Below are 12,979 nucleotides of genomic sequence, written 5' to 3' on the forward strand. Positions count from 1 at the left end.
CAGTGAACTATCTGTCTCCTTCTCTCTTGGCGTTCCTGGCATCTCGGCGGTCTTTCTCCCGCTCGCTCCCGCCCCTGTGCAGCGCCGCAGAGCGCCGCGCTACGTAGGTCCGGAGATCCGCCAGAACCCGAGCCGCTGGGCGCCCCACAGGTCCGGGCCGACTGGGCCCTTGCCCCAGAAGTGATCGTCGTAGTTGGGGAGCGTCCACCCCTGGCCGTACGCCCCCATCACCGCGTAGATCACCTCGTCATCCGGCTGGACCTCTATCGCCGTAGTCGACCACGCCTGCCGCACCGACGTCGGGCTCGCGTCGTCGAGCAGGTAGCCCGCGAACATGGATCCCTCGGTCGTGTCGTCGAACGACTCGGTCGCATAGCCGAGCAGGAGGTGCAGGCCGTCGAACGCGCCCGACCACCGGAAGCGCCACGCGCCCGCGTCGTCCTGGAGCGGGCCGCAGGCCGCCACGACCATCCACTCCAGGTTGGAGTTGCCCCAGTGAGCGTCGCTGAAGTGGAGGAACCGATCGCTCATGGCGCTGCAGAACACGAACCCGACGCCGTTCGCGTGCCCCGTGTAGAACGTGAGATCGACCGAGTCCGCGAACGACGCGTCCTGGCCGCCCAGCGTCGGATCCTTGAAATCGATCTCCCACGCGCGCTGGTCGCCCCAGTTGAAGCGCTGCTCGACGCCCCCCGCCTCGAAGCTCTTCAGCAGCCCGTCGACGTTCGCGGCCGAGTGATCCAGGCCGCCGCACAGGCCGACCCACTCGGCGCCGACCGCGGGGCGGCCCTCGCTCCCTGGCGACGCGACCGGCGCGCTCGGCGCCTCGCCCGCAGGCTCCGCGCGAGCCAGCGGGACGCGCCGCGCCGCGGTCGCGACGAGGCCGTCGGCGTCCGTGACGTAGAGCGAGAGCGTCTCCGTCTGCCCGCGAAGGCCCGGGACGCCCGGCGAGAGCCGCACCGTCGAGCCGCCGGCGCCCGCGGGCTCGAGCGAGCGCGCCGACGATACCCACCTGTACGCGGCTGGCGCAGCCCCCCCGGTGACGCGCGCCTCCGCCAGGACACCCGCGCCGTCGGCGCGCAGGGAGATCTCGGCCCTCGGCGCGTCCACGACGGCCGGCACGATCGCCTTGCGGACGTCCACCTCCTGGTCGCCGACGACGCGCCTCCCGCGGCACACATAATGAGGCAGGATCCGCTGCACCTCGCGGGAGAGCGGCGGCGCGTAGTAGACGAGCTCCGGCTCGGCCGCGAGCGCCGCGCCGCTGCCCAGCGCGCCGGCGCACAGCGCGAGGGCCTCGGAGGCCGGGATGATCGCGACGTCCTCGCCGCGCTCGAGCTCGCGCCGCGCGTAGAGCAGGTGGGTCACGGCGCCCTCGGCGTCGAACGTCACCCTCACCTTGGCCCCGGGGCCGATCAGCCGGAGCCCCTCCAGGGCGTCGCGGAAGCTCACCTGCGTGTCGAGCTCGGCCCGCGCCACATGGCGCCCCTCGGTGTCGATCGACTCGAAGAGCGAGTGCCCCACGGCGACGTCGCGGCCGACCGGGAGGCGCGCGAGGTCCAGCGCGGCCCGGGCGCGCGCCGCCGCGTCCGGCTCCGGGAGGACGCGGAGCGCCGCGAGGGCCTCGAAATCCAGGGCGTCGTCGCCGCTCGCGGTGGCGAAGCCGCGCTCGTCGCGGAACCCGGGCGCCGGCGGGTCCGCCTTCCTCGTGGGCAAGCGCTGGAAGCGCGCGCGATCGAGGTAGCGGATCGCGCCGTCGTCCGCGAGGTAGGCGCCGCCCCTGAACCCCTCCTCCGCGAGCCCGAGCGCGCCGGCGAGCGCGGCCGCGCGCTCCCTGTCGGCGCTCGGGCCGATCACGCGGTAGGCGGGCAGGAAGATCGCCCTCCTCGGAGAGGGCGCTGGGCCAGGCGCCGTGCCGGGCGCACCGCGACCAGCGCTCTCCGGGAGATCCTCGCGGGCGTCGTGGCCGCTGCACGCGGCGACGCCGGCGGTCATGAGGAGAAAGATACGCAACATCCCTTCCAGTGGTCTCTTCATGAAAGTCCCTCTTTTCCTCCGGTCGCGGCGTGGCCCCGCGCGCAACTCCGGAGGAGCGATCTCGCGGGAAGCCTGAGCGCGGCGCTCCCGGCCCGCGGCGCGCGCCCACGCGTTGCAGGACCCAAGCCACCTCGGCCGGGGAAGAGCGCCGATCTGGATGAAACCGCGTGAACAGCCGGAATTTCACAGCGAAGCGGAGAGGAGGGGAATCGGTCGTAGACCGCTCGTAGACCGCTCGTAGACCGCTCGTACAGCGCTCCTAGGACACCGAGCAGGTTGAAACCCCGAGTAAATGAACCACAGAGGGCACAGAGTTTTTGAGTTGTTCCTCTGTGTCCTCTGTGCCTCTGTGGTTCAAATCTCTTCGTTCCCGGACGTTTCAAGCTGATCGGTGCTCTAGACCTGAGGCATCCCCTCGAATTCTTCGGAAAATTCACAGGGAGGCGGGGAGACGGGGAGAGGAATCTTCAAATACTCCCTGTCTCCCCGCCTCCCTGTTCAATTTTCTCGCTGAAAAATGGCTGCAAATGAGGGAATTCCTCAGCTCCTGGCCCCCTCGCAGATCGCTCGTCTCGCTCCCTTCCTCCCGCGGACTCCCTGTCTCGCGCTCCGGCGCCCAGCCGCGGAGCGCTCGCCCGCGCGCCGACCGTCCCGCGGCTCGGCCGGAGTCGGTCTCCTGGCGCCGAGTCGACGGCTCGCGCGCCCGGCTCGGCAGCGCGCGCCGCGCGCTCGCTGGCGGCGTCGTGGAGGCCCGCGGCGAGGGTCCTCGCCGGACCGCGCCACGCCGCCAGCGAGCGCGCGGCGCGGCGCGCGCGGGCGGCGCGGATTGACCGGCTCGCACCGCGCTCCTAGGCTGCCGCGCACTCCATGACAGCAACCACGAAGGACGGCGAGCGCGCGCCTCGGGCCGGCGATCAGACCCTCGAAGGGACGGCGGATCCCGGCGCGCGGCTGTTCCTCGACTTCCTCTCCTCGATCCGCCCCCACATCGAGGCCTCGCTCGAGCGGCGCTGGCGCGACAAGGTGAGCGACGTGGAGCGCTACGGCCGCGAGGTCGCGGCGATGGCCATGGAGGCAAAGAGCCTCACCCTGCGCGGCGGCAAGCGGTTCCGCGCAGGGCTGCTCGTCGCCGCCTACCAGGGCGTCGCGCCGGACGCGCCGCTCGGGCCCGCGATCGACGCCGGCGTCGCGCTCGAGCTGCTCCAGACGTACCTGCTCATCCAGGATGACTGGATCGACGGCGACACGGTCCGGCGCGGAGACCGCACCGCGCACGTCGGGCTGACCGAGGTGCTGGGCGATCCGCACCTCGGCGCCTCGTCGGCGATCCTCGCGGGCGATCTCACGTGGGGCTTCGCGCTGAGCGCGCTCGCGGGCGCCGAGGCGCCCCCGGCCACGACGCTCGCGGCCGTGCGGCTGTTCTGCAAGATGCACGAGGACGTCGTGATCGGGCAGCACCTCGACGTCGTCGGGCGGGCCGAGGACGTCGAGCAGATGCACGCGCTCAAGACCGGCAGCTACACGGTGCGCGGCCCGCTCGCGCTCGGCGCCACGCTGGCCGGCGCGCCCGCCGAGACGGTGGCGGCGCTCGAGCGGTTCGCGGCGCCGGTGGGCGTCGCCTTCCAGCTGCGCGACGACCTGCTCGGCACCTTCGGGAGCGCCGCCGCGACAGGCAAGCCGGTCGGCAACGACCTGCGCGCGGGCAAACGCACCGCGGTGCTCGCGGCGGCCGAGGGGCGCCTCGACGCCGCGGGGCGCGGCGCCGTCGAGCGCGCGCTCGGCCGCAAGGACGCGAGCGACGAGGCGGTGGCCGCCGCGACCCGGGCGCTCGAGGCGTGCGGCGCGCGGCGCGCGGTCGAGGAGCGCCTCTCCGCCCTGTGCGACGAGGCCCAGGCCCTCGGCGGCTCGCTGCCGGTCAGCGCGTCCGCCCGGCAGATCCTGTGCGGAGCGGCGAGCGCGCTCCGGTGGACGGGCGCATGACCGAGGCGCTCGGCCACGCCTCCGGCAAGGTGATCCTGCTCGGCGAGCACGCCGTCGTGTACGGCGCGCCGGCGCTCGCCGCCGGCATCGAGCGCGGCGCCCGGGCGCGCGCGGCGCGCTCCTCCGGCGCGAGCGCGCTCTGGCTGGGCGGGCGCGAGCACGGCGCGCCGCCGGCCGAGGGCGGGGCTCCTGGCGACGTCGCGCAGGCGTTCGCGGCCCTGCTCGCGGCGCTCCCCGGCGCCGGACCGGTGCGCGTCGCGGCGGAGAGCGACCTGCCCCCCGGCGGGGGCCTCGGCAGCTCGGCGGCGCTCGGGGTCGCGATCGCCAGGGCGGTCGCCGCGCTCGCGCGCGGGCCGGTCGAGCCGCGCGTGGAGACCGAGGCCGCGGAGGCGGCGCTCGCCGCGGAGGCCACGGTCGCCGCGGCGGCCGCCTGGGAGCGGGTGTTCCACGGCAACCCGTCGGGCATCGACACGACGGCGGCGGCGCGCGGCGGGTGCTTCCGGTTCACCAGGGCGCACGGCGCGACCTCCCTCGCCCCGCGCGACGATCTCTGGCTCTGCGTCGGCTCGACGGGGGTGCCGTCGTCCACGCGCAGCATGGTCGACCTCGTGGCGCGGCTCTTCGAGCGCAAGCCCACGCTGGCCGAGAGCTCCATCGCCGGCATCGCCGCGCTCGTCGACAACGCGGCGCTCGCGATCGAGGCGGGGGACGCGGTCGGGCTCGGCCGGCTCATGGACCTGAACCAGATGCTCCTCGCCGGCATGTTCGTCTCGACCGAGGCGATCGAGGCGCTCTGCAAGCTCGCGCGCGAGGCCGGCGCGCTCGGCGCCAAGCTCACCGGCGCCGGCGGCGGCGGCTCGGTCATCGCGCTGCTCCCGCCCCCCCCGCCGGGCGACGGCGGTGCGGCGCCCGAGGCGCCCGAGGTCGCAGGCCGCGTGCTCGCCGCCTGGCGCGACGCGGGGTACAGCGGCTTCGTGACAAGGGTGAAGGCGGGCGTGACGAGGACGGAGCCAGAGGAGCAAGCATGAGCGCCGTGAGCCGGGCGACCGCGATCGCCCATCCGAACATCGCCCTCGCGAAGTACTGGGGCAAGCGCGCCGACGGGCACAACCTGCCCGCGGTCCCGAGCCTGTCGGTGACGCTCGCCGGCATGGCCACGACGACGGAGGTCGCGTTCGACGCGTCGCTCGAGCGCGACGAGCTCCACCTCGGCGGCGCGGCGCTCCCGCCCGACGCGGAGGCGACGCGCCGGGTCGCCGGGCTCCTCGACCGGGTCCGCGCCGCCTCGGGCCGGCGCGAGCGCGCCCGCGTCGTCAGCCGCAACGACTTCCCCACCGCGGCGGGGCTCGCGTCGAGCGCGTCGGCGTTCGCCGCGCTCGCGCTCGCGGCGAGCGCCGCCGCGGGCCTGCCCACCGCGCCTGCGCTGGTGAGCGACCTCGCGAGGAAGACCTCGGTCTCCGCCGCGCGCTCGGCGTTCGGCGGCTTCGTCGAGCTCCGCGCCGGGCGCCCCGGCGACGAGGCGCTCGCGGCGACGCCGCTCGCGCCGGAGGGCCACTGGCCGCTCGCGGTCGTGATCGCGGTGACGCGCGAGGGGCCGAAGGACGTGGGCTCCAGCGACGGCATGCGGCACACGGCGACGACGAGCCCGTACTTCCCCGCCTGGGTCGACGCCGCGCCGCCGCTCTTCGAGGCGGTCCGCGCGGCGGTCCTCGCCCGCGACTTCGAGGCCCTCGGCGTGGCGGCCGAGGCGAGCGCCCTGCGCATGCACGCCTCGAGCATCGCCGCCTCGCCGGGCCTGCTCTACTGGACCGGCGCCACCGTCGAGGTGATCGCCGCGGTCCGGCGGCTCCGCGGCCAGGGCGCGCCGGCGTTCTTCACCATCGACGCCGGCCCGCACGTGAAGGTCTTCACGACGCCCGAGGCGCGCGGCGTCGTGGAGGAGGCGCTGCTCGCCGTCCCCGGCGTCCTCCGCACCATCTCGGCCTCGCCCGGCGGCGGCGCGCACCTCGCGCCCTCGCCCGCGCCCGGGAGCGCGCGCTCGTGATCGTCCGGGCGCCTGGCAAGCTGGTCCTCTCGGGCGCGTACGCCGTCCTCGAGGGCGCGCCCGCGCTCGTGGCCGCCGTCGATCGGTACGTCATCGCCGACCCGGCGCGCCCTGCCGACCTCGTCACGGAGGAGGTCCAGGCGGCGATCGACGCGGGCGCGCTCGACCGGGCGGTGTGGTTCGACGCCGCCGCGCTCCGATCGGCGGCGGCGTCGGCGCCGGCTGCTCCGGCGGCCGGGCCGTCCGCGCCCGCCGCGCCGCCGCTCGAGGCGAGCCGCAAGCTCGGCCTCGGATCGAGCGCGGCCATCCTCGTCGCGACCCTCGCGGCGCGCGCGGCCGCTCGCGCGTCGACGATGGCCATGGCGGCGGCCGCGGCGGCCGCGGTGGGCCAGCCGATGCCCGCGTGGGACACCCGCGCGCTCTTCCTCGACGCGCTCGCGGCGCACCGGCGGGCGCAGGGCGGGGGCAGCGGCGTCGACGTCGCGGCCAGCGTCTACGGCGGCGTCCTCTGCTGTAAGCTCGGGCCGGGCGGCGAGCTCGCGGTGACGCCGCACGCGCTGCCGGGCAGGCTCGCGGTCGAGGTCTTCGCCAGCGACGCCTCGGCGCGCACGAGCGACATGCTCGAGCGCGTGCGCGCGCTCGCCGCCAGCGCGCCGGATGCGCACCGCGCGCTGCTCGGCGCGGCCGCCGAGGGGGCGCGCGCTGCTGTTGCGGCCGCGGACGTCCGCGCGCTCGTGGCTGCGCTGGATCGCCAGGTCGACGCGCTCGCCGAGCTCGGCGATCGCGCCGGCGCGCCGATCGTCACCCCCGCGCTCAGGCGCCTGCGCCCCGCCGCGGCCGCCGAGGGCGCATCGCTCGCGCCGAGCGGCGCTGGCGGCGGCGACGTCTCGATCTTCGTCGGCGCCGCGCCGCCCTCGGCGGCATTCCTCGAGGCGGCGCGCGCGTCCGGCCTCGAGCGCGTGCCGATGTCGCTCGGCGCGCCCGGCGTCCACGTGCTGGACGCAGCCCGTCCGCCCCACGCCTGAGCGCGCCTCGCGCCTGGACGCGCCCCCTCGCCGACCGTGCGCCGCGAGGTGCCGCGGCGCTTGGCATGGACCCCGCTCTGCTCGCTCCGGGATCCACCGCGGCGCTGCGCTTCGGCGGCGCACCGCCGGCCTCCACGGGACGTTCGAGATGCGAAGAGCAGAAAAAGCATGAACTTCGTGGAGCTCGCGAGGCCTCAGCGCCGCCAGAAAAGCTCCACTTTTCGTGGAGTTACCGCCGGGGCGGCCGATGAGCGCGGCGGGCTCCGGGTCCTCCGAGGCGGGCTCCGCGGGCTGGCCGCCGCCGGCGCGAGCTCCGCGAGCGTGACCTGTGTTCACAGCGCGCCGGCGGACCGGCGCGGGGGCGCGCGCGCCGGCGCGACGCTCGGCCGGCCGGCAGTTGCGGCCGCGGGGGGTGGTGGACGGGGCGAGGTGGCACGAGGACCAGCGGACCAGGTGAGAAGGGGGAGTCCATGACGACGTGCGATCGAGAGCTTTGCCGATTGGAGGATGTGCTTGGCGCGAGCATGGCCGAGTCGAGGGCGACGCTGGCGGCGTTCGGCGTCCAGGTCGCACCGCTGCGGCGTCGCACCGCGCGCACGTACCTGGGCCGGGTGCTGGTCCACCCGTACAACCTCCTCGTCGTGGGAAGCGCGCTCCTCCTGAGCTTCATCGGCTGGAGCCCGCTGCTCCTGCTGATCGGCCTCGGGGCCGAGCTGCTCATCCTGTGCCTCGTCCCCTGGCGCGGCTACGTCCGCCGCGGCATCGACGCGCAGCTCGACGAGGCCGATCGGGCGTCGTGGTCGAGGGCGCGCGAGTCGTTGATCCGGCAGATGGACATCCGTCACCAGCAGGAGCTCGCGCGGCTCGACCGGCTGATCGATCGCACCCGCGAGAACATCCGGCGGCGCGGCGGCGCTGTCCCGCTCCTGCTCGACGACGGCTTCGGCCTGAGCCGCCTCATCATGAGCTACATCCGCCTCGCGATCGCGCACAAGGCCGGCCAGGAGTCGCTCGCGATGACGAACCACAGCGAGCTCATGGAGACGATCCGCTCGCTCGAGGCGGTCCGGAGCACGTCCGCGGGGCGCACGCGCGGCCTGTCGGAGCGGCGGCTCTCGATCGCGTACCGGCGGGCCGAGTGCTGGAGCCAGACCCGCGAGGGGCTGGAGGTCGTCTCGCAGAAGCTCGCCGCGATCCTGGAGCTCATCCAGCTCATGCACGAGCAGTCGATGACGCCGGTCGACTCGCCGTCCACCTGCGCGGAGATCGACCGGTTCATGCGCGAGCTCGACGACCTCGACAACGGCGAGAGCACGCAGCGCGAGCTCGAGGAGCTCGACATGGACATGGACAGGGCGTTCGAGCTCGAGGAGCTCGAGGCCGAGCACAGCCAGCACAGCCGGCCTGCGATGCGCCTGGTCGCGCGCTGAGGGGCGCGGGCGCGAGCTCCGCGCGGCGGCTCGACGAGTCACTGGAGCGACTCACGTGGCTCGTTGGTTCGGGTGACGCTCGCGGGAGACGGAGAGTTCATCGAGACAGGAAGCGGATCGCCGAAGCTGAAGTCGTTCGCGCGCTGAAGACAATCTCTCAGCGGCTGGCGGGGATGTACGAGCGATCGAGGTCAGGATGGTTGTCTGCGCGCCCCTCCCCTCTCCCCTCTCCCCTCTCCCCTCCCCCGTCTTCCCTCTCCCGTCTTTCGTGCGCGTGCGCGTGCGCGTGCGCGTGCGCGTGCGCGTGCGCGCTCCGGTCCGATCCCCATTCAACCCGGAGTCCTCCCTCTCCTCGCAACTGAGCCCGCTCTGCGACGACCTCAAGAGCATGGCTCTCCTCGATCACGAAAACCTGGACGTCTATCACTGCTCCATCGAGTTCCTGACGCTCGCGCTTCGTCTCGTCGCGGATTTACCTCGGGGAGAGCGGGAGCTCCGCGATCAACTCAAACGCGCAGCCATGTCGGTGCCACTCAACATTGCAGAAGGCTCGGGGAAACCGGCGACCGCAAATCGAGCACGCTTCTACGCGATCGCCCGTGGCTCCGCGATGGAATGCGGCGCCTTGGTGGATGTCTGCCGTGTGGCGGGCTTCCTGACGTCTGCTGATGCGGAAGACGCGAAGCTCTTGCTGGGTCGAATCGTTGCGATGCTCACGAGAATGTGTCGCGGGTGAGCGCGTGGCGGCATAAGCGCGCACGCGCACGCGCACGAAAGACGGGAGAGGGAAGACGGGAGACGGGAGACGCGCGACGGGGGCGCGAGACGCGAGACGCGAGACAGCAGAGGAGGATGCTGCCCGCTCGGAGGCCTGGTTCGTCCGCAGGTGCTCTTACACAAGCCACCCTCCGCGTCGCCGACGCGCACCGGCGTCCATGGTCGCAGTGCTTCCGGTTGGAGCGATGCGGGACGACAGCGACGGCACGAGCACGGTCGCACGGCTCATCGTGGGCATTCCGCCGCCCGGTACCGCACGTCGAGGTGTCCCCGTTCAGGGACGGGTAGTATACCGCTCTCGTCCCCCTCAGCCCCGCGACCACGACGACCGTGGACCGAGACATGCCGCCGCCCGACTTCCTCCCCGCGCTACTCCGTCCGGAGCTCGCCGAGCTCCACGCCTACACCCCGGTCGCGGGCGACTTCCCTGTGCGCCTCGACGCGAACGAGAGCCCTCCGCTCCTCTCGGCCGAGGCGCGGGCCGCCCTCGAGCGCGCCGCGGCGCCCGAGGACTGGGGCCGCTACCCCGACGCGCGCCTGGTCGAGCTCCGCGAGGCGATCGCCGCCCGCTGCGGCGCCGAGCCCGGCGAGATCCTGGCCGGCGTCGGCTCCGACGAGGTGATCTCGATCGTGCTCACCGCGCTCAGCCGCCCGCGCCAGGGCGCGCACGCGGCGAGCATCGTCACGGTCAGCCCCACCTTCGTCATGTACAAGCTGAGCGCGCGCGCGCGAGGCATGCGCGCCGTCGAGGTCCCGCTCGACGCGGGCTGGGACCTCGACGTCGCCGCCCTCTTGCGCGCCGTCGAGTTCGCGCGCCCCAACGTCGTCTTCATCGCCTCGCCGAACAACCCGACCGGCGCGCTCATGTCGGAGGACCGGCTCGAGGCGGTCATCGCCGCGGCGAAGGACGCCCTGGTGATCGTCGACGAGGCGTACATCGACTTCTCGCCGCGCGACCAGCTCGCGCTGCGGCGCCGGCACCCGAACGTCGCCGTGCTGCGGACGCTCTCGAAGATCGGCCTCGCGTCGCTGCGCGTCGGCTGGCTCATCGGCGCGCCGGAGCTCGTGGCCGAGCTCGACAAGGTCCGCCAGCCCTACAACCTCCCCGTCCCGTCGCAGCGCGCGGCCACCTTCGCCCTGCGGGAGCTCGACGGCGAGCTCCGCCGCGTGGCCGCGACGGTGACCGGCGAGCGCGAGCGGGTCGCGCGCGGGCTGACCGAGCTCGGCCTCTCGGTCGCGCCGAGCCACGCGAACTTCCTCTGGGTCGGCACGCGCCGCCCTGCCGGCGAGGTCTTCGACGCGCTCGCGGCGCGCGGCGTCCTCGTGCGCAGCTTCCACGCGGCGGGCGGGCGCCTCGCGCACCGGCTCCGGATCACCATCGGCCTCCGCGAGGAAAACGACCGCCTCCTCGCCGAGATCGCCACGTGCGCGTAGCCCTCCCTCGCCGAGCTCGCCCCGTGCGTGTCGTCCTCCCTCGCCGGGCCCGCCCCGAGCGCGCGGCCCTGCGCCGCTCCGCCGCGCGGCTTTCGTGGCTCGCGCTGCTCGCGGCCTCTGCCGGCTGCGCGGCGCCCCGGGTCGCGCGCTCGGTGGACGGCCAGGTCATCGAGGGCCGCTACATCGAGGCGCGCGCGTACGCGCTCTACGCCATCGCCGCCGAGGCCGAGGCGCGCGGCGATCTCGCGACGGCGCTCCAGGCGTACGAGCTCGCGGAGGACAGCGACCCTGACAGCGCGGACATCTGGACCCGCATCGGCTCCATCCGCTGCCGCCTCGGCCAGCGGGGGGCGGCGGACGACGCGTTCGAGCGCGCCCGCGCCATCGAGCTCGACTACGCGCCGGCGCACCGCGAGCAGGCGCGCTGCGACCTCTCGGCGGGCCGGCTGGAGCCGGCGCTCGCGCGCGTCGAGCGGGCGATCCTGCTCGATCCGGATCGCGACGAAGGCATCCTGCTCCGGGCCGAGATCCTGCGGCGGCTCGGCCGGACCGACGACGCGCGCCTCGCTTTGCGGGCGCTGCTCGTGCGCCGCCCCTGGTCGGTGGACGCGTGGCGTGCGCTCCACGCGGTCGCCCTGGCGGTGGGCGATCGCGCATCGGTCGAGCAGGCGGAGCGACGCCTGCGCGAGCTCGTCCCGCGGGGGGACGCCGCCGGGCGGCCGCCGTCGTCCCGGGGGCCGCTGGCCGAGCTCGACGAGGCGCTGGTCCTGGGGCAGCTGCGCCGCGCCCGCCGCCTGGCGCGCGACGCGGACCTGCCGCCCGCCGAGGTCGCGGTGCGCGCGGCCGCCCTGGGCCGCGTCGGCGAGGCCCGCGAGCAGGCCGAGCTCGTCGCGGGGGCCGATCCGGCGAGCTCCTCGGCGCTCGTCGCGCTCGCTGTGGCGGCGGATCTGAGCGGCGACGTCGAGGCGCTCACCCGCGCCTGCGACGCGCTCCATGCCTCCGCGGCGGGCGGCGGCCCCGCGGTCTCCCCCTCGCCGCTTGCCCGGCTCCTGTTCGCCGAGCTGCTCTTCCGTCGCGTCGGCCGTGACGCCGCCCTCACCTGGCTCGGCCCGCGCTCCCTGCGTGCGCCCGGCGCCCGGGATCCGCTTTCTCAGGAGGTCGAGCGGCGCGTCGAGCGGGAGCTCGCGGGGGGCGCGCCCGCCGCGCCCTGATCGGCGCCGCGCCCCAGCGCTTCAGGGCGAGGGCTTCGCGTCCTTCTTCTCGTTGTGCTTCTCGAGATCGAAATTGAGCTCGAAATCGGCCGTGTTGTCGCCTTCCTTGATCTCGATCTCCTTCTTCACGTCCTGATCGATGGCTGGCAGGAGGGCGGCCGTGAGCACCTTGCCCACGGGGATGTTCTTGATCTCGAACTGGCCGTCGAGGCCGGTCACGTCGTGCGTCGCGAACTTGAGCACGAAGACCTGTGACTTGAGGAACGGCTTCGGCATCTTGTCCACGAGCTCGTAGTAGCCTGGCTGCGGCGGGTGGAACTTCACCGCGTCGCCCTGCGGCATGGCGACGAGGACGGCCATGAAGGGGGCGCCCTCGAGGTTCGGCATGTACGGCTCCAGCGGATCGAGGTTGGCTACCTCGAGCCGTTGTCCGAAGGTCATGGCGACGGTCCGGCTCGAGAAGGCGCATCCGTGGATGGTGACCTTCTCGGCCTCCTCGCGTTCGGGTACGTAGCCGCTGTAGTTGACGACGGTGACGAGCGCGTCCGCGAGCGCGTTCTGCTGTCCCACCCGGAACAGCCTCCCGTACGTGGCTGCGGCCTCACCGCACTTGCCGGCCGGGAAGCTGAGCCCTGTATCGGGCGGCGGGTCTCCCTTGATGGTGACCCGACCTCGCAGCGTCCCTGTGGGCCCGCTGTACGCCTCGCGCCGCTTCGGGTTCATCACCTTCAGCACGCTCTCCGACGTCAGCGAGATGTCCGCCACCGCCGCCGCGCTCGCCGCCCCCGCGTCGCCCGCCGCCGCCGCCGCGCTGACCGCCGGCGCCGCGCTCGCCGCTGGCGCCGCGCTCGCCGCTGGTGCCGTGCTCGCCGCTGGCGCCGTGCTCCCTGCCGGCGAGCTTCCGGTCGTGTTGCCGCCCTGGCACCCGAGGGCCCCGAGCAGCGCGACGCCTGCCGCCTGCATTCGTCTCTTGCCCGCAGTCCTCTGCATTTTCTCGCCGGTTCGCATCGGCGCCGACTTTAGCAACTTGCGCGCCCTGCG

The 12,979-nt window shown here is 74.4% G+C and carries 10 protein-coding genes; 8 read left to right on the forward strand and 2 right to left on the reverse strand.

What is annotated here, in order from left to right:
- Positions 1 to 99: 99 nt before the first annotated feature.
- Positions 100 to 2,037, reverse strand: coding sequence for a DUF6345 domain-containing protein (locus WME89_RS26780; RefSeq protein WP_438002561.1), 1,938 nt, complete (start codon positions 2,035 to 2,037; stop codon positions 100 to 102).
- An 867-nt stretch (positions 2,038 to 2,904) separates the two neighbouring features.
- On the opposite strand from WME89_RS26780, the gene WME89_RS26785 reads away from it, so the two are divergent.
- The 8 genes from WME89_RS26785 (at position 2,905) to WME89_RS26820 (ending at position 11,938) form a co-directional block, all read left to right on the forward strand.
- Positions 2,905 to 4,017 (forward strand): polyprenyl synthetase family protein, encoded by a 1,113-nt coding sequence (locus WME89_RS26785; protein ID WP_438002562.1) that lies wholly within the window; start codon positions 2,905 to 2,907, stop codon positions 4,015 to 4,017.
- Positions 4,014 to 5,045: a mevalonate kinase gene (mvk, locus tag WME89_RS26790; RefSeq protein ID WP_438002563.1), complete on the forward strand. Its 1,032-nt coding sequence runs from the start codon at positions 4,014 to 4,016 to the stop codon at positions 5,043 to 5,045. The genes WME89_RS26785 and mvk overlap by 4 nt, the downstream gene beginning before the upstream one ends.
- Entirely contained in the window at positions 5,042 to 6,061 is a 1,020-nt protein-coding gene (gene mvaD / locus WME89_RS26795) for a diphosphomevalonate decarboxylase (protein WP_438002564.1), read from the forward strand. The genes mvk and mvaD overlap by 4 nt, the downstream gene beginning before the upstream one ends.
- Positions 6,058 to 7,086: a hypothetical protein gene (locus WME89_RS26800; protein ID WP_438002565.1), complete on the forward strand. Its 1,029-nt coding sequence runs from the start codon at positions 6,058 to 6,060 to the stop codon at positions 7,084 to 7,086. Before mvaD ends, WME89_RS26800 begins: the two co-directional genes overlap by 4 nt.
- Before the next feature lie 509 nt (positions 7,087 to 7,595).
- Positions 7,596 to 8,516 carry a hypothetical protein gene (locus WME89_RS26805; RefSeq protein WP_438011975.1) on the forward strand — a complete coding sequence of 307 codons (921 nt, stop codon included), beginning with the start codon at positions 7,596 to 7,598 and terminating at the stop codon, positions 8,514 to 8,516.
- Positions 8,517 to 8,784: 268 nt separating this feature from the next.
- A complete protein-coding gene (locus tag WME89_RS26810; protein WP_438002566.1) occupies positions 8,785 to 9,252 on the forward strand; it encodes a four helix bundle protein in 468 nt (155 codons plus the stop codon).
- A gap of 383 nt (positions 9,253 to 9,635) precedes the next feature.
- Positions 9,636 to 10,727, forward strand: a complete 1,092-nt coding sequence (hisC, locus tag WME89_RS26815; RefSeq protein ID WP_438002567.1) for a histidinol-phosphate transaminase — start codon at positions 9,636 to 9,638, stop codon at positions 10,725 to 10,727.
- 23 nt (positions 10,728 to 10,750) lie between these two features.
- Positions 10,751 to 11,938 carry a tetratricopeptide repeat protein gene (locus WME89_RS26820; RefSeq protein ID WP_438002568.1) on the forward strand — a complete coding sequence of 396 codons (1,188 nt, stop codon included), beginning with the start codon at positions 10,751 to 10,753 and terminating at the stop codon, positions 11,936 to 11,938.
- A 21-nt stretch (positions 11,939 to 11,959) separates the two neighbouring features.
- Here the strand turns inward: WME89_RS26820 and WME89_RS26825 are convergent, their stop codons facing one another.
- Entirely contained in the window at positions 11,960 to 12,901 is a 942-nt protein-coding gene (locus WME89_RS26825) for a hypothetical protein (protein WP_438002569.1), read from the reverse strand.
- Between the last annotated feature and the right edge of the window lie 78 nt (positions 12,902 to 12,979).

This window comes from Sorangium sp. So ce321, assembly GCF_051530195.1.
Classification (GTDB): Bacteria; Myxococcota_A; Polyangia; order Polyangiales; family Polyangiaceae; genus Sorangium.